At 67.6% G+C, this 16426-nt stretch carries 14 protein-coding genes; 8 read left to right on the top strand and 6 right to left on the bottom strand.

The genetic code is table 11. The features are described 5' to 3' along the window. Positions 1–209: 209 nt before the first annotated feature. From JYG32_RS26490 to JYG32_RS26455, 8 genes are all read left to right on the top strand, one after another. Complete coding sequence (locus tag JYG32_RS26490) at positions 210–1247, top strand: ABC transporter substrate-binding protein (protein ID WP_174381712.1); 1038 nt, start codon at positions 210–212, stop codon at positions 1245–1247. Between the two features lie 70 nt (positions 1248–1317). Beyond that, positions 1318–2283 carry an ABC transporter permease gene (locus JYG32_RS26485; protein ID WP_174381711.1) on the top strand — a complete coding sequence of 322 codons (966 nt, stop codon included), beginning with the start codon at positions 1318–1320 and terminating at the stop codon, positions 2281–2283. Positions 2284–2297: 14 nt separating this feature from the next. Beyond that, positions 2298–3119: a quaternary amine ABC transporter ATP-binding protein gene (locus tag JYG32_RS26480; RefSeq protein WP_174381710.1), complete on the top strand. Its 822-nt coding sequence runs from the start codon at positions 2298–2300 to the stop codon at positions 3117–3119. A 31-nt stretch (positions 3120–3150) separates the two neighbouring features. After that, the gene (locus JYG32_RS26475) at positions 3151–3420 is read left to right on the top strand and encodes a hypothetical protein (protein ID WP_213265580.1); all 270 of its coding nucleotides are present in this window, start codon (positions 3151–3153) and stop codon (positions 3418–3420) included. Between the two features lie 387 nt (positions 3421–3807). Then, positions 3808–5052 carry a hypothetical protein gene (locus tag JYG32_RS26470; protein ID WP_249744883.1) on the top strand — a complete coding sequence of 415 codons (1245 nt, stop codon included), beginning with the start codon at positions 3808–3810 and terminating at the stop codon, positions 5050–5052. 231 nt (positions 5053–5283) lie between these two features. Further along, positions 5284–5772: a hypothetical protein gene (locus tag JYG32_RS39110; RefSeq protein WP_249744652.1), complete on the top strand. Its 489-nt coding sequence runs from the start codon at positions 5284–5286 to the stop codon at positions 5770–5772. 3 nt (positions 5773–5775) lie between these two features. Further along, on the top strand, positions 5776–6468 hold the full coding sequence (locus JYG32_RS26460; protein WP_213265579.1) for a C39 family peptidase: 693 nt from the start codon (positions 5776–5778) through the stop codon (positions 6466–6468). 8 nt (positions 6469–6476) lie between these two features. Further along, positions 6477–7193: a hypothetical protein gene (locus tag JYG32_RS26455; RefSeq protein WP_213265578.1), complete on the top strand. Its 717-nt coding sequence runs from the start codon at positions 6477–6479 to the stop codon at positions 7191–7193. Between the two features lie 105 nt (positions 7194–7298). Here JYG32_RS26455 and JYG32_RS26450 read toward each other — a convergent pair whose 3' ends face one another. The 6 genes from JYG32_RS26450 to JYG32_RS26425 form a co-directional block, all read right to left on the bottom strand. Continuing rightward, positions 7299–8666: an acetate kinase gene (locus tag JYG32_RS26450; RefSeq protein ID WP_213265577.1), complete on the bottom strand. Its 1368-nt coding sequence runs from the start codon at positions 8664–8666 to the stop codon at positions 7299–7301. A gap of 623 nt (positions 8667–9289) precedes the next feature. After that, complete coding sequence (locus JYG32_RS26445) at positions 9290–10957, bottom strand: GMC family oxidoreductase (RefSeq protein WP_213265576.1); 1668 nt, start codon at positions 10955–10957, stop codon at positions 9290–9292. Positions 10958–10974: 17 nt separating this feature from the next. Further along, positions 10975–12192 carry a mandelate racemase/muconate lactonizing enzyme family protein gene (locus JYG32_RS26440; RefSeq protein ID WP_213265575.1) on the bottom strand — a complete coding sequence of 406 codons (1218 nt, stop codon included), beginning with the start codon at positions 12190–12192 and terminating at the stop codon, positions 10975–10977. Further along, positions 12189–13520: an MFS transporter gene (locus JYG32_RS26435; RefSeq protein ID WP_249744651.1), complete on the bottom strand. Its 1332-nt coding sequence runs from the start codon at positions 13518–13520 to the stop codon at positions 12189–12191. The genes JYG32_RS26440 and JYG32_RS26435 overlap by 4 nt, the downstream gene beginning before the upstream one ends. Positions 13521–13653: 133 nt before the next feature. Further along, complete coding sequence (gene aldA / locus JYG32_RS26430) at positions 13654–15078, bottom strand: aldehyde dehydrogenase (RefSeq protein WP_213265573.1); 1425 nt, start codon at positions 15076–15078, stop codon at positions 13654–13656. A gap of 314 nt (positions 15079–15392) precedes the next feature. Then, complete coding sequence (locus tag JYG32_RS26425) at positions 15393–16331, bottom strand: LysR substrate-binding domain-containing protein (RefSeq protein WP_047901832.1); 939 nt, start codon at positions 16329–16331, stop codon at positions 15393–15395. Between the last annotated feature and the right edge of the window lie 95 nt (positions 16332–16426).

Raw genomic sequence — 16426 nt, 5'->3', positions numbered from 1 at the left:
ATCGGCCGCGAGGCCCGCCCGGCGGGCCTGACGGGGTGTCCGGCGATCGATTGGCGCTGCCGATTGCAATGATCGGAATTACTCGTTTCCCTAAACAAATTGGCGGTTGAAACATGCAGGCTGACCGGACGTGGAGGGATACGCGATTCGCCGGTCGCCGCGCATGCCGCGACGCACAAACAACAGATTCGATTTGGAGACGACCCACCATGCAGATTCGACGACTGAAAACGGTCCTTCTCGCCGCCGCGGCGATCCTGTCCGCGCCCGCGGCCCACGCGGCCGGCGGCGCGTGCGCCGACGGCAAGACGGTCCATTTCGCGGGCATCACGTGGGAAAGCGGGTCGTTCGCGACCGAGGTGTTGCGGCAGATCATGGAGAAGGGCTACGGCTGCAAGACCGACGTCGTGCCGGGCAGCACGGCCGCGACGGAAACGGCGCTCGCGCGCAACGACCTGCAGATCTGGGCCGAGCAGTGGACGGGCCGCAGCGAGATCACCGCGAAGGCCGTCGCGTCGGGCGCCGTGAAGCTGATCGGCGACACGCTGCCGGGCGGCACGACGGAAGGCTGGTTCGTGCCCGAATACGTGGTGAAGGGCGATCCGGCGCGCAACATCAAGCCGGTCGCGCCGGGGCTCGTGTCGATCGACGATCTGCCGAAGTACAAGCAGGTGTTCGCCGACGAGGAGGAGCCGGACAAGGGCCGCTTCCTGAACTGCCCGACGGGCTGGGACTGCGAGCGCGTGAACACGCGCCTGTTGCGCGTGCTGAAGCTTGACCAGACGTACACGAACTTCCATCCGGGCACGGGCGCGGCGCTCGACGCGGCGATCGCGTCCGCGTACCAGCGCGGTGCGCCGATCGTGTTCTATTACTGGGGCCCGGCCGCGCTGATGGCGAAATACAAGTTCGCGGCACTGAAGATGCCGGCCTATAACGAAGCATGCTGGAAGACGCTGCGCGACGAGAGCAGCACGCACCAGTGCGCGTCGTCGTACATGGTGTCGCGGCTGACGGTCGGCGTGTCGAAGCCGTTCGCCGATGCGAACCCCGATCTCGTCGGCGTGTTCGGCAAGGTGCGCTTTCCGATGGACTTCCTGAACCAGACGATCCTCGAGATGACGACCAGGAAGATCGACGGCGCGGCGATGGCCACGCAGTTCCTGAAAACTCGCCAGGACATGTGGAAGCAGTGGGTGCCGGCCGACGTCGCACAGAAGATCGCCGGCAGCCTGAAGGGCGCGTAACCTGCGCGCGGCGGCGGGCCCGCGCCTGCCGTCGCCGTCACGCGCCTTCGCGGCGCGACGGAGATTCAACATGAACGGCTTCTTTCTGCACCTGTCGATCGCCGACTGGGTGAACAGCGCGCTCGAGACTTTCGTCGCGCAATACGGCGACAGCTTCCATCACTTCAGCACGATGCTGCTGCGCTACCTGCTCGTGCCGCTCGAAGGCGTGCTGCGCGTGGCGCCGCCGTGGCTCGTGCTGCTGGTCGTCGGCGCGATCGCGTGGAATGCGACGCGCCGCATCGGCCTCGGCGTGCTCTTCATGCTGCTGCTCTACGCGATCGGCTGCTTCGGCCTGTGGGACAAGCTGATGCAGACGCTCGCGCTGATGCTCGTCGCGACGGTGCTGTCGGTCGCGCTCGGCGTGCCGTTGGGCATCCTCGCGTCGCGCAGCGCGTGGCTGCGCCGGATGCTGCTGCCGGTGCTCGACGTGATGCAGACGCTGCCGAGTTTCGTCTACCTGATTCCGGTGCTGATGTTGTTCGGCCTCGGCAAGGTGCCCGCGATTCTCGCGACGATCATCTACGCGCTGCCGCCGCTGATCCGCCTGACCGATCTCGGCATCCGCCAGGTCGATCCGGACGTGACGGAAGCCGCGCGCGCGTTCGGCACGACGCGCTGGCAACTGCTCGTCAACGTGCAGTTGCCGCTGGCACGGCCGAGCATCATGGCCGGCATCAATCAGACGACGATGATGGCGCTGTCGATGGTCGTGATCGCGTCGATGATCGGCTCGCGCGGGCTCGGCGAGGACGTGCTCGCGGGCATCCAGACGCTCGACGTCGGCAAGGGCACGCAGGCCGGCCTCGCCATCGTGATCCTCGCGATCGTGATCGACCGGATCAGCCAGGGCTTCGGCCAGGAGCGGCGCGCGCGCCGCCGGCTCGCGCAGCAGCGCCGGCAGAAGGGCGCGTCGCGCGTGCCGTACCGGCTGCCGCGCAAGGCGCAGTCGGCGGGCGTCGATTCGAATCAGGCGACGCAATCGTCGCGCGCATAGGAACGGAGGCAGACATGGCGACCATCGACGTCAAACACGTGTACAAGCTGTTCGGGCCGCAGGCCGCGCATGCGCGCGTGCTCGACCTGCTGCGTTCCGGCAAGCGCAAGGCCGACGTGCTGGCCGAAACGGGCTGCAACGTCGGGCTCAACGACGTGAGTCTCGGCATCGAGTCGGGCGAGATCTTCGTGATCATGGGGCTGTCGGGCTCCGGGAAATCGACGCTCGTGCGGCACTTCAACCGGCTGATCGAGCCGACGGCCGGCGAGATCGTGATCGACGGCAGCGACGTGATCAAGCTCGACGCGCACGGGCTGCGCGAGCTGCGCCGCTACAAGGTCAGCATGGTGTTCCAGAACTTCGGGCTGCTGCCGCACCAGACCGTGCTCGACAACGCCGCGTATGCGCTGCGCACGCGCGGCGAAAAGCGGCACGACGCGGCCGACGCGGCGCGCAACTGGCTGACGAAGGTCGGGCTCGACGGTTACGGCGATCATTATCCTGACGAGTTGTCGGGCGGGATGCGGCAGCGCGTCGGGCTGGCGCGCGCGCTGGCGGCCGACACCGACGTGCTGCTGATGGACGAGGCGTTTTCTGCGCTCGATCCGCTGATCCGCACCGAGATGCAGGATCAGTTGCTCGAACTGCAGGCGACGCTTTCGAAGACGATCGTGTTCATCACGCACGATCTCGACGAGGCGCTGCGCATCGGCGACCGGATCGCGATCCTGCGCGACGGCACGCTCGTGCAGGTCGGGACGCCGGACGACATCCTGTCGCGGCCGGCGGACGATTATGTGCGGCGGTTCGTCGAGAAGCGGTCGAGCGTGAACTGAGCCGGCGCGAGAACGGCCGACGAAGCACGGGGTGCCCCGCCTGCGTTTTGAGCGGCAGCCGGCGGGCACCCCGCACACGATTGAACCGCAGGCGGCCCACGGGTTCCGTGCGGTGCACCGCAGCGGGATTTGCGTCGCCATTCCATCGCGCCTGCCTGCCGGAATCCTCGTTCCGGCCGATAACCCGACCCGCGCGCGCCAACGCTCGCCGCTAACAGGTTCCGAAGAAAAAGCGTCCTATCACAGTCGAAACATTTCTGAATGGCGCTTCATGCGGGTTTTTAACGACTTGGCGGAATGAATTCGCGTGCGTCCTTGCCGGGCGTGCGTTTGCGATCGAGATCGAATATCCGGCGCTGCAGGCATACCCGGATGCGCCCGGACGGCAGCCTCAAAAGTGAAACATGCCGCGCTTGCAGGGGCCGCCTTGGGAAGATCGGGCAAGCGTCTGAATACAAAGGGGAAATCCATCCGCGCATCACGGATGCCCCGGCACCGTGCCGATCAATACGTTTCAGACTTGAAACATAAACCGCGTGCCGGAATCGGGCGGGTCGGGCCATGTCGTGTGAAGCATCCAACGGTCTCTTTGCAGTCATGCCGCTGGCGAGATTGGCATCGCCGATGCGTGGTGTCGTCCGGATTGGTGCGGTCGGCCAACCGTTCCTCGTTACTTCAGGAGGATTTCATGCGTAAAACTTTATTGGCGTCCGCTGCGCTTCTCGCCTTGGGATGCAGCGGCTACGCGATGGCGAATCCATGCAGCAGCGATACCAGTTCGACATGCAGCCAGAAAGCCGATGACGGATCGAACACTCTCAGCAACGCAGTCAGCTCAAGCCAGACCAGCAGCACCGGGTCCAATGCAAATGAAGTCTCGCCTGGCGCGAGCGTCTATCAGGATTCGTACAACAGCACCAAGATCGTCGCGATCAGCAAACTCGACGGGTACGTGAGCAATGTCCAGGTCTGGGGCATCGGCAACCACGCGACCAACTCGGGCAGCGCGGCCGGCGGAAGCGGCGGCAAGGGCGGCAACGGGTACGGCTACGGTGGCACGGGCGGTAACGGCGGCGGCGGCGGCGCGGGCGGCGCCGGCGGCAGCGGTGGCAGCGCGCATAACGGCAGCGCCACGGCGGGCAACGCCAGCAATGGCAGCGCGAGGGCCGGCACCGGCAACGGCGGCGGCGGCGGAGCCGGCGGTTCACCTGTCGCCAGCGGCGGGAGTGGCGGCAATGCCACTGCGAGCGGCGGCTACGGCTCCGGCAAGGGCGGCGGCGCGATCGCGGCTTCGGTCGGGGTGGGCGGCGCCGGCACGGGCAGCGGCACAGGCTGGGGCGGCGGCACCGGCACAGCCGATCCCGGTTCCGCGTGGGCCAGGAATCATGGCAGCGGAAGCGCGTCGGCATCGGCCGGCAGCGGTACCGGCACCGGCACGGGTACCGGCACTGGCTCGGGTAGCGGCACCGGCGGCGCAGGGTCGGCGGGTACGTCGACCGCTTCGGGCGGATCGGGCTCGGGCACCGGCGGCTCGGGTGCGGCGGCGGGCGGCAACGGCGGCGCGGCGGCGGCCACGGCGGGCAACGGCGGTGCCGGCGGCTCGGGCACGGGCGGCAGCGCGACGAACGGCGGCGCGACGACGACAGCCAGCAACGGCAGCGCAACCGCGGGTAGCGGCGCGGTAGGCGCGATGGGCGGCGCGGGCGGCGCAGGCGGCACCGGCAACGGCGGCGTCGGTAACGGCGCGGTCGGCGGTGCGGGTGGCGCAGGCGGAGCCAATGCGGTCAACGCGGGGACGTTCAACATGTCCAACGCGATGGCGAGCGTCGGCCAGACCGCGGCGGGCATCATGGTCGCCAACCAGAACAGCGGCATGGCGTCGCTCGTTCAGCAGGCTGTGACCGTGCAGGCGAACCTGACCGTAGGACGTTAGAACGGCTGGCTGGTCCTGGCGAGCCGGATGCATTGACGCGGGCGCAGGCGATCCCGCGGCTTGCGTTCCATCGCCGATGGACAGGACTGCCGGCGAGGGCGGGATGGCCGAACGGCCGTCTCGCTCCCGTTGGCGCGGGCCGGACTGATTTCCGTCGATCGACGGTCACGCGGATTCCGCTCCCTGTGCGCCGGGTTCGAGCCAACTCGCGCAGGGGCCAAGGAGACAGTCATGCGAATCCGAACGGCACTTTCGCTGGTGATATTGCCTGCGGCGCTGCTGCCGGGCCTGACGGCCCATGCCACGGCTGACGGGTCGCAAACCGTTGCGGTGGAGGCAACCGTCGGCGTTGCGCCGGCAGCCGCCCCTTCCCTACCCGCCGCACGCGCGGATCAGGCCGATCCGGCCGCGGCCGTCGCACCCCCTGCGACAACTACACCCCCTGCGACCGGCGCCGCGACCGCGCAAGCGGGCAGCTTCGGCGTCGCGATGTCGCCCGACCAGCTCGACGAGCATCGGGGCGGCGATGCGCTGATCGGCCAGAACTATCTGACCGGCGCGGTGACCGACAACGTGGCGAACCGGGTGTCGACCGGCTCGAATTCGATCGCCGACGGCTCGTTCGCCAATGCGAGCGGCCTGCCGACGGTCATCCAGAATACCGGCGCGAACGTGCTGATTCAGAACGCGACGGTGCTCAACGTGCGCTTCGGGAACTGAGCGATGAGACAGGTTGCCGCAGCGTGCATCGCGGCGCTCGCGTGCGCGCTATCCGGCCCGGCTGCACAGGCGGACGAGATGACGGTCGTCGATCCGGCGGGCGCCGGCTATGCGATGCACGTCACGAGTCTCAAGGAAGCGCGCTTCAAGCGCACCGTCAAGCAGCAGTTCGATTTCAGCTGCGGGTCGGCTGCCGTCGCGACGCTGCTGACTTATCAGTATGACTATCCGGTGACCGAGCAGACCGCCTTCGCCCAGATGTGGGAGAACGGCAATCAGGAGAAGATCCGCCGGCAGGGCTTCTCGCTGCTCGACATCCGGCGTTTTCTCGACGCGCACGGCTTCGTCGCGGACGGCTTCGAGCTGCCGTTGCAGACGCTCGCCAAGACGCACACGCCGGCGATCGTGTTGATCACCGAGCACGGCTATCACCATTTCGTGGTCGTGAAGGGGCTGCGTGACGGGCGTGTGCTCGTCGGCGATCCGGCCACCGGCACGCGGCCGATGTCGCTGGCGAGTTTCGAGCAGAAGTGGGAAGACCATGTGATTTTCGTGATCCACAACCGGCCCGAGCTGGCGGTGTTCAACGACCCGCGTGACTGGCGCGTCGCGCCCAGCGCACCGCTCTACACCGGCATCGCCCGCGACGGCCTGTACAACGTCGTGATGCCGAAGCACGGCCCGAGCGACTTTTGAGGACCGTCATGAGATCCGAGACCAGGAAGATCGCCGGCATCGCCGCGATGGTGTGCGGCGGGATGACGTCCGTGAGTGCGGCGGCGATGCAGGACGGCGCGCCGGCCGCGACCGTCGAGCCTGTCGCGCAGACGAGCAGCGGCGTCGCGCCGGCATCCGGCACGAACGCGGGCGCCGATACGGCGCCCGCGGAGTCGCGGGCCGGGGTGGCACCGATCCTGCGTGCCGCGCCGCTCGCGATGGCGGAGTGCGCGGCCGGGCCGCCGGCCTCGGAACCGCGGGGCGTGCAGCGCGAACGGAACTGGCCGGCAGCCGGTGCGATCGCGCTCAGCGACGCGCGCCTCGATGCGATGCGCGGCGGCTTCGATCTGCCGAGCGGCCTGAAGGTTTCGTTCGGGGTATCGCGTGTCGCGTTCGTGAACGGCAATCTGGTCACGACGACCAGCTTCAACATCCCGGACATCAGTCATATCACTGCGCAACAGGCGCAGGCACTGGCGGCCGCGAACGCGGGCGCACTGATCCAGGTTGGCGCCGCCAACGCCGCGCAGCCCGCCGCGCTGCCGGCGCTGACCGGCGCGGTGATCCAGAACACGTTGAACAACCAGCAAATCCAGGCGATGACGACGATCAACACGACCGTCAACACACTGTCGACGTTCAAGAACCTGAACGTGATGCAGACGCTGAACAATGCGCTGATCGGCGCGTTGCCGGGACGATGAAGGGGCGATAAAGGCTCGGTAAGCGACCGATGAATGGCGGATGAGCGGGCAGTGGCCCGCCGGCCGGTGGGCGTCGCGCGGCCCGCCGTCGGCGCCGTCCGGCGATCAGAATGCAAACGGCACGCGCAGCGTCATGACCACGTCCGGGGTGTCGCGCGTGAGGCCGGCGCCGATCGAAAGATTCAGCGTGGTCTTCGGCGACAGCCGGTACGAGTAACCGACGAGCAGCGAGCCGAGGATCACGCGCACCGAGCTGGGCACCGTCTGGCCGTTCTGTTTCGTGGGCAGCACGATGCTCTGGTCGTAGCCGAGGCTCACCGCCGCTTTCTCGTTCAGCGCGAGGCCCATGCCGATATTGAAACCCCAGATGTCGCCGGGCTGCACTTTGCCGATGAAGTCCTTTTGTCCGTCGCGAATCGTGAGGCTGAGATTGTCGCGGCTGAAGCTGTGCAGATAGCTCAGGTTGCCGAAGAACACCACCGGATCGGACGGAAACAGCCACGTGAGGCCCGGCTGGACCGCATAGAAGCCGGAGCCCGTCGGCTGCTCGAGCGGCAGGCCGGTGCCGGTGGCATTGCCGACGCAGCGCGTGACGCAGTCGGTGACGACGTCGAACGGGCTCTTGCCGGTGGCGGTCTTGAAGCGCAGCCAGCCGATGTAATAGAACTTGTCGGGGCCGCCGGTATTGAACTGGTAGCGCAGCGTCATTTCGACGTCGCCGAGGCCTTTGCCGTGGCTGTTGAACGCGTTGTCCTGGGCGGTACCGGTGAAGATCTCGCGGCTGATCGTGTCGTTCGTCGAGTACACATAGGGGACGCGGACTTCGACTTCCATCCGGTTGGTGATCCCGTAGCGCACCGCGACCGCGCCCGTCAGCGTGGTCGTCTTGACTTCCCGCACGTCGACCAGGCCGATCAGCAGCGCCGGGATGATCGTGTAGCCGACGAGTGCGACGCGGTTCGACGACGAATAGTTGAACTGGAACGACGGCTCGACGACGAACTTGTGCTTCGGCGTCAGCACGCCGGGCTGATCGAAGATCGGCGCGACGGGCGGCGGTGCGGTGTCCGGCACCGGCGCCTGGCCGACCGGCTGGCTCGGCGCCGCGGCGGACCCGGCCGCGGATTGCACGTTGCCGGGGGCGTTGCCTGCCGTGCCGCCCGGGGCGCCGGTATCGGCCTGCGGCGCAGCGTCGCCGGGGCCGCCGGCATCACCGGGGCCCGCGCCGCGCCGGGTCGCGAGTTCCCGGTTGTCCAGCGCCCGGCTCAGACGCGAGAGATTGGCTTCTTCGTCGGCCAGTTTGCGCTTGAGCGCGTTCAGTTCCTGCAGATGGTGATCGACTTCCTGGCGCAGTACGGAAATGTTCTCCTGCGTCGACTGGGCGTCCAGCGACTGCGCGTGCGTTTCGGCCTGAAAGAGCAGCACGCTTGCATAGCTGATGGCATGGATGCAGCGAAATGGCATGCGCTTCACGGTGCGTCTCCACGATCGGGCCCGCGGTTCCCCCCGGTGCACGCCGACGGCAGGCCGGCGCGCGCGTTGCCCCGGATCGCTTCGCTGCGCGTCACGTCACGCGAGCGCTGAACGCGCGTCACATCGCACGCGAGCCAAAGGATGTCTCTCTGGCGGCATCGATGTGCGTGATCGAACGCAATGAAACTTCGGCAGCGAGGCCGCGCGCCGACACTGGATTGTCGTGTGCACAACCACCACAACGTCACGTCACGTCCCGCCGGCCGAACGACGCGACGGCAGACCTCACGAGGCTAGTGCAGGCAGGCATCGAAAGCCAACCAGACAAACCCTTGCTCGCGTACGGTGGACAACGGACGACACGGCGACACCCGTTTCACGGGGACTTTCGTCACAACCGAATGCACGTTTCGAGCCTGTGCGCGCGGGCCGCGCGGCGTGTTCATGGCGGTGTTTTCCCGTGTGCCGGCGGGCATTGTCGGGACCAGACGATGCACGGGGCCGGCCGCCGTTGCCGGAGACGCGATCGTGCGGAAATCGCGCGTTCTCTTCCATCCGCGGGGCGCGTCGATTCCGCGGGAAACGGTTGGCGCCAGGGTTCGCACGAGCGTCGCGCCGTCGCGTCAGTGCGGGACGGTTTCGCGGGTGCGCATCCGCGCGCCGGCGGTTTCTGCGTGTTGCGCGTCGGCCAGAATCAGGTCCGCGCCTTTCTCCGCGACCATCATCGTCGGCGCGTTGATGTTGCCCGACGTGATGTTCGGGAACACCGACGCATCGACGATCCGCAGCGCCTGCAGCCCGTGCACGCGCAGCGACGCATCGACGACCGACGTCGCCGCATCGGGCCCCATCGCACACGAGCCGCACAGGTGGTAGATCGAACCCGACTGCTCGCGGAAGTACTGCAGCATCGCGTCGTCGGAGTCGACCTGCGGCCCCGGCGAGATTTCCTCGACGGTCATCGACTTCAGCGCCGGCGCGCGCATCAGCGCGCGGATCACCTTGCTGCCCTGCACGGCCTCGTCGAGATCCTTCTGCGTGGTCAGCGCGTTGATGCGGATCTTCGCGGCATCTTCCGCGCGGTTCGACGCGATCTCGATCGTGCCGCGGCTCGTCGGCCGGCACGGGTTGAACGCGATCAGGAAACCCGGATACGGCTCGGGCTTGATGCTCGCGCGGTCGCTCTTCGGAATCCGGTACGACAACGGATTGAAATAGAGCTGCAGGTTGGGTTCCTGCGCATCGTCCGTGCCGCGGAAAAAGCCGCCGGCCTGGTTCACGCTCATCGCAAGCGGGCCGCGCTTCGTCAGCAGGTAGCGCAACCCGATCTTCAGCTTGCCGAGCAGCGTACCCATCTCGTCGTTCAGCGTCGGCCGGTTCGCCTTGAAGTAGAAGCTCACGCACAGGTGGTCCTGCAGGTTGTGGCCCACGGCCGGCAGCGCATGCACGAGCGGTACGCGTCGGCGCGCGAGCAGCGCCGGATCGCCGACGCCCGACAGTTGCAGCAGCTTCGGCGTATCGACGGCGCCGGCCGCGAGGATCACCTCGCGCGCGGCGACGAGCGTCTCGTCGCCGTGTTCGCCCGCGACGACCACGCCGGTCGCGTGCGTGCCGTCGAACGTCACGCGCAGCACCAGCACGCCCGAGCGCAGCGTGAGGTTCGCGCGACCCAGCGCGGGCCGCAGGTACGCGAAGCTGCTCGAACAGCGTTCGCCGTTCTTCGTGTTCAGGTCGTAGATGCCCGCGCCTTCGAACTGCGCGCCGTTGAAGTCGTCGGTGCGCGGCAGGTTCAGTTGCCCGCAGCCTTTCAGGAACTCGTGGACGATCGGATGCACGTCGGCCTTCATCGACGTGATGTGGATCGGCCCCGTCGAGCCGTGATGCTGCGGATCGGTCGCGCCGGCCGCGTGGGTTTCGAGCTTGCGGAAGTAAGGCAGCACGTCGTCGTACGCCCAGCCCGGATTGCCGGCGTTCGCCCAGTCGTCGTAGTCGCTGCGCTGGCCGCGCACGTAGACCATCGCGTTGATCGAGCCCGATCCGCCGACCACCTTGCCGCGCGGGCAGTACAGCTGGCGCTCGGCGAGCTGCGCCTCGGGCTCGCTGTAGTACATCCAGTTGTAGCGGCGGTTGTAGTAGGTCTTCGTGAAGCCGACCGGCACCTTGAACCAGAACGACGCGTCGCGTTCGCCCGCTTCGAGCAGCAGCACCGAGTGCCGGCCCGATTCGCTCAGGCGGTTCGCGAGGATGCAGCCGGCCGAGCCCGCGCCGACGATGATGTAGTCGTAAGTCATGGTCGCGTTTTTCCTGGTCAGCCCTTCGCGGGAGCGAGATCCTTCACGTCGACGGGCTTGTCGCCCATCTGCAGGTGCAGCCGATTGCCCGTGTACGGCGTGTGACGGCGCACGACCTCCATGTCGAGCTCGATGCCGAGGCCCGGCTCGTTCGACGGGATGATGTAGCCGTCTTCCCAGCGGATCGGCGACTTCACGACTTCGGCATGGAAACCGCCCCACGTCATGATGCTTTCCTGGATCAGGAAGTTCGGCGTGCAGGTCGAGAGCTGGATACTCGCGGCCGCGCCGACCGGCCCGTTGTACAGGTGCGGCGCGATCTGCGCGTAGTGCACTTCCGTGAGCGTCGCGATCTTCTTCGCTTCGAGCAGGCCGCCCACGCGCGCGACGTTCAGTTGCAGGATCGACGCGCCGCCCGCCTGCAGCAGCTTGTGGAATTCGTACTTGGTCGTCAGGCGCTCGCCGGTCGCGATCGGAATCGACGTGTGCTTCGCGACTTCGGCGAGCGCTTCTTCCTGTCCGGGCGGCACGGGTTCCTCGAACCACAGCGGGTCGTATTTCTCCAACCGCTTCGCGAGCCGGATCGCCGACGACGGCACCATCTGCCCGTGCGTGCCGAACAGCAGGTCGGCCTTGTTGCCGACGGCCTCGCGCACGCGACGGCAGAACAGCTCGCAACGGTCGAGCACTTCGAGCGACAACTGGTGGCCCGAGTAGGCCGTGTACGGGCCGGCCGGGTCGAACTTGACGGCCGTGAAGCCGAGCTTCACGTTCTCGGCTGCGCATTCTGCCGCGAGATCGGGATCGTCGTAGTCGTATTCGCCGTTCGCGTTCTTCGGATACAGGTACGTGTACGAGCGCAGCCGCTCGTGGATCTTCCCGCCGAGCAGTTCGTACACGGGTTTGCCGGCAGCCTTGCCGATGATGTCCCAGCACGCCATCTCGAGGCCGCTGACGACGCCCATCATCGTGAGGTCGGGCCGCTGCGTGAAGCCGCTCGAATACGCTTGGCGGAACAGCCGCTCGACGTGGTGCGGATCGTGATTCAGCAGGTAGCGGTCGAACACGTCGTCGATGATCGGGCCCATCGCCTTCGGGTGGAACGTCGCCGAATAGATCTCGCCGACGCCTTCGATGCCGTCGTCGGTCTTCAGCTTCACGAAGATCCAGTACATCCCGCCGACATGCGGCGGCGGCACGGCGACGATATGGGTTTCGAGCGAAACGATCTTCATACGGACTCCTTGAGGCGGTTGAGGCGGTATTTGAGGAACGCGGCGGCGCCCGCACCGCAAAGCGCGATCGCCGCGATATAGCCGAAATAGAGCTGGTAGCCGTGCGCGCCCGGGTAGGTCTGCGTCACGTAGCCGTTGATCAGCGGCACGAACACGTCGGGCGAATAACCGAGCACCGAGATCAGGCCGATCGCGAGGCCCGCGCAATGCGTCGGTACCTTGCAGTCGTCGAGCAGCGACCAGTACAGGCCGCGAATGGCGTAGGTGAGGATGCCGATGAACAGCACGAGCACGACGAGCATCGCCTGCGGGCTGTGCGGCGGCGCGGCGATCAGCCCGACGAGCGACAGCGCCGCGAGCACGAGCGCCCAGAACAGCACGGACACCTTCGATACGCGGTCGCCGAGGAAGCCGCCGCCGATGCCGCCGACGGGGCGCATCCACAGCTTGAGCGTCGTGATGAAGCCGGCAGCCGTCGCGCTGAGCCCGAAGTTGCCTTCGTGCAGGTACGCGGAGAAGCTGTAGGTCGCCCAGAACACCTGGTAGCCGCAGAACACGATCGCCGCGACGAGCCACAGCTCGGGGATTGCCGCGAGCGTCTTCAGGTCGGTCAGCACGTTGCCCTGGCGGCGCTTTGTGGCCGCCGTGCGATCGCCCGTGCGCGCCGGATCCTTCACCAGCGCAAGCAGCACGCCGAGCGTGATGCAGAAGAATGCGTACAGGTGTACGACGAGCTTGAAGCCGGCCGCATCGGTGCCGCCGTGCGCCTGCGTCACGTACGCGAACAGCGTGATCGCGATCGTTGCGAGCAGCGCCTCGACGAGCCCGCGGCCGCCGTCGAGCAGCCCGAAGAAGCGGCCCTGTTCGTCGGGGCCCGCGATCATGTTCACGCGCTTGATCACGGCCGCCCAGAACGTGAGGCCGGTGGTCAGCCCCCAGCCGCCGAAGATCAGCACGAGCGTGTTGAACGACGGCCCGGTCGCATAGACGAGCCCGAGCGCGCCCGTCGCGAGCAGCGAGAAGCAGATCAGCCAGCGCGGCGACAGGCGGTCGGCGAGCCAGCCGCTCGGCAGGTAGCTGACGAGGAAAATCGTGCCGAGCGACGAGTACAGGTAACCGAGCTGCACGTCGTCGATACGGAAGAACTGCAGCATCGTCGGCTGGTACACCTGCCGCAGGTACAGCATCGGGTAGATCGCGCCCGCGGCGATCACGAGCAGCAGCAGTTGCAGGTAGCGCTGCGCGCGCGAGTCGTGCGACGCGTGTGCGTCGTGCGCTTTGTCTTGCAACGCGAGCGACGTCGCGGGCGTCGACGGTTGGGTCGGCATGATGTCTTCCTCCATCAGACCGCCTTCAGGCGGCGGTCTGCAGATTTGTTTTGTATTCGATCGGATCGGGGGCGGCGCGCGCGGCGCGGTGTCGGGATGCGCGCGCCGGAAACGGGGCGTCGGCCCTGCCGTGTCAGTACTTCATGACGACGAGGCGCGTCTGCGTGAATTCGAGCATCCCGTGCTTGCCGTCGTCGCCGCCGAGGCCGGAACGCTTCCAGCCGGCGTGGAAGCCCTGGTACGGATCGGCCGGCGTGCGGTTCACGTACAGCTCGCCCGCCTCGATCGCGTTCGCGACGGTCATCGCGGTGCGGTAGTGCTCGGTGTACAGCACCGACGACAGCCCGAACTGGTGGTCGTTCGCGAAGCCGATGGCTTCGTCGATCGTCCGGTAGCGCAGCACGGGCATGATCGGGCCGAAGGTTTCCTCCCGCACGATCTCCATGTCCTGCCGGCAGTTCGTCAGCAGCGTGGCCGGGTAGAAGAAGCCGGGGCCGTCGGGGATCGCGCCGCCGGTTTCGAGCGTCGCGCCGGCCGCGATCGCGCGTTCGACCATCCCGTGGATGTGGGCGCGCGCCGATGCGCTGACGAGCGGGCCCATGTTCGACGAATCGGCCGCGCGGTCGCCGCTGCGCACTGCGCCCATCTTCTCCTTCAGCAGCGCGACGAAGCGGTCGTGCACGCTGTCGTGCACGTACACGCGCTCGATGGCCGTGCAGAGCTGGCCGCAATGGGTCGTCTTCGATGCGACGAGCGCGGCGGCCGCGCGTTCGAGGTCGGCGTCGGGCTCGATGATCGCGGGCGTCTTGCCGCCGAGTTCGAGCGACGGCTTCGCGATGTTCGCCTTGCAGTAGTCGAGCACCTTGCGGCCCGCGTTTACGCTGCCCGTCAGCGTGATCATGCCGACCGCCGGATGCGTGCACAGCGCCTCGGCCGTCGCATGGTCCATCGTCAGGATGTTGACGACGCCCGGCGGGAAACCGGCTTCGTCGACGGCCTTCGCGATCTCGAACGCCGACACCGGCGTGTGGTTGCTCGGCCGCACGACCACGGTGTTGCCGGCGATCAGTGCGGGCGCGACCTTGCGCAGCAGCGTGTAGACGGGATAGTTGAACGGGATCAGGCACGCGACGACGCCGATCGGCTCGCGCTGCAGGAACAGGTTCTCGTCGGGCGTGTCGCTCGGGATGATCTCGCCCTCGATCCGGCGCGCCCACTCGGCGTGGTAGCGCGTGATCTGGCCGGCGTAGACGGCTTCGTTCGACGCGTCCGCGACGCTCTTGCCGGATTCCTGCGCGAGCGCCGCGCCGATGTCGGGCGCGCGTGCGGTCAGCGCGTCGGCGAGCTTGTGCAGGCAGGTCGCGCGTTCGGCGCTCGGCAGCTTGCGCCACGCCTTTTGCGCGGCGGCCGCGGCGTCGACGGCGGCCAGCGCGTCGGCCGGCGTCGCGGCCGGCACGCGCGCGAACGGTGCTTCGGTGGCGGGATTGTGGACGACGATGGTCGCGTCGCTTTCCGGGACGACGAAACGGCCGTTGATGTAGTTGCGTTCGATGCGCATGAAGTGGCTCCTCCGATGGATGCGGGCGGATCGCTTCGGGCGGCGAAACGCACGGCACGGGATAGAGGCCATTCTGTTCATGCGTTTAGCGCACGACAAACGACTTATTTTCGCGTCGAGCATGAGAAAAACGCACGTTACTCCGCGAATCGGCCGGAATCGCCCGTCCGGCAAGGCGGGTGCGGCGATGGCGGGACGGGGCGCGGGCGGCGGTCGGGCCGCATTTTCCGACCGGTCCGAATGCGGGCGGGTGCGGAAGGCGCCAAGGTGTCGCCCGCGACCGCCGGTCGGGGCTGGCAGGGCCGGATCGCGCGCTAGGCCAGCGGCACCTGCGGCAGCGGCGACGACGGTTCGAGGTGGCGCTTCGCGAGCCACACTTCCTGCTGCAGCCAGTCGCGGAACTGCACGATGTGCGGCAGGTTCGTCTGCTCGGGCCGCGTGACGAACCAGTACGACTGGTGGCCGTCGACGTGTACGTTGAGCACCTGCATCAGTTGCCCGGTCGCGAGCTCGCGCGCGACCATGTGGCGATCGGCGATCGTGATCCCGAGGCCGTCGATCGCCGCGCGGATCGCATGGTCGAGCAAGTCGAATTCGTAGCCGCCGCGCGTGTCGACGTCGGCGATGCCGGCCGCCTTCAGCCAGTGTTGCCAGGTCAGGTAGCGCTGGTCGTCGGTCGCGAGCACGTGCAGCAGCGTGAAGCGGTTCAGGTCGATCGGCGCGCCCTCCTGCCGCAGCCGCGCATACAGCGCGGGCGCGCAGACGGCGATATGCTGCTCCTGCATCAGCAGTGCGTTGTCGAAGCCATCCCATTCGCCGTCGCCGAACCGGATCGCGCAGTCGAGCACGCGCGATTCGCCGAGGCTGTCGTGAATGCGGGTCGTGAGGCTCAGCTCGAATTCGGGATGCGCGTCGCGCAGCCGGCCGAGGCGCGGCATCAGCCAGCGCGCGGCAAAGGTCGGCGGCACGTTCGCGCGCAGGCGGTTCAGGTGGGTTTTTTCCTGCAGGCTGCGCACGGTCAGCTCGATCTTGTCGAACGACTGCTGCAGCGCGCGCAGCAGCACGCGGCCGGCCGCCGTCAGTTCGAGCTGGTGATGGCGGCGCTCGAGCAGCGTTTCGCCGAGCTGGCCTTCGAGCTGGCGAACCTGGCGGCTCACCGCGCTCTGCGTCACGTTGAGCAGTTCGGCCGCGCGCGTGAAGCTGCCGGTGCGGCCGGCCATCTCGAAGGCTTTCAGCGCATTCAGCGCCGGCATCTTGCGTCTCACGGGGCGGTGTCGTGTTTGGTGCGGGATGCTTATTGTAGGCGGGAGGCCGGCGGGACGGGGACGATGAATGGCGCGGCGGGCGG

Origin of the sequence: Burkholderia pyrrocinia, from assembly GCF_018417535.1 — a bacterium.
Taxonomy (GTDB): Bacteria; Pseudomonadota; Gammaproteobacteria; order Burkholderiales; family Burkholderiaceae; genus Burkholderia; species Burkholderia pyrrocinia_E.
The sequence above is the reverse complement of the archived record's forward strand: the minus strand, read 5'-3'. Positions and strand labels throughout refer to the sequence as shown.

Excerpts from the sequence above, each read along its gene's own strand:
- JYG32_RS26490 (WP_174381712.1), top strand. The coding sequence starts at position 210 with ATGCAGATTCGACGACTGAAAACGGTCCTTCTCGCCGCCGCGGCGATC.
- JYG32_RS26485 (WP_174381711.1), top strand. The coding sequence starts at position 1,318 with ATGAACGGCTTCTTTCTGCACCTGTCGATCGCCGACTGGGTGAACAGC.
- JYG32_RS26480 (WP_174381710.1), top strand. The coding sequence starts at position 2,298 with ATGGCGACCATCGACGTCAAACACGTGTACAAGCTGTTCGGGCCGCAG.
- JYG32_RS26470 (WP_249744883.1), top strand. The coding sequence starts at position 3,808 with ATGCGTAAAACTTTATTGGCGTCCGCTGCGCTTCTCGCCTTGGGATGC.
- JYG32_RS39110 (WP_249744652.1), top strand. The coding sequence starts at position 5,284 with ATGCGAATCCGAACGGCACTTTCGCTGGTGATATTGCCTGCGGCGCTG.
- JYG32_RS26460 (WP_213265579.1), top strand. The coding sequence starts at position 5,776 with ATGAGACAGGTTGCCGCAGCGTGCATCGCGGCGCTCGCGTGCGCGCTA.
- JYG32_RS26455 (WP_213265578.1), top strand. The coding sequence starts at position 6,477 with ATGAGATCCGAGACCAGGAAGATCGCCGGCATCGCCGCGATGGTGTGC.
- JYG32_RS26445 (WP_213265576.1), bottom strand. The coding sequence starts at position 10,957 with ATGACTTACGACTACATCATCGTCGGCGCGGGCTCGGCCGGCTGCATC.
- JYG32_RS26440 (WP_213265575.1), bottom strand. The coding sequence starts at position 12,192 with ATGAAGATCGTTTCGCTCGAAACCCATATCGTCGCCGTGCCGCCGCCG.
- JYG32_RS26435 (WP_249744651.1), bottom strand. The coding sequence starts at position 13,520 with ATGCCGACCCAACCGTCGACGCCCGCGACGTCGCTCGCGTTGCAAGAC.
- aldA (WP_213265573.1), bottom strand. The coding sequence starts at position 15,078 with ATGCGCATCGAACGCAACTACATCAACGGCCGTTTCGTCGTCCCGGAA.
- JYG32_RS26425 (WP_047901832.1), bottom strand. The coding sequence starts at position 16,331 with ATGCCGGCGCTGAATGCGCTGAAAGCCTTCGAGATGGCCGGCCGCACC.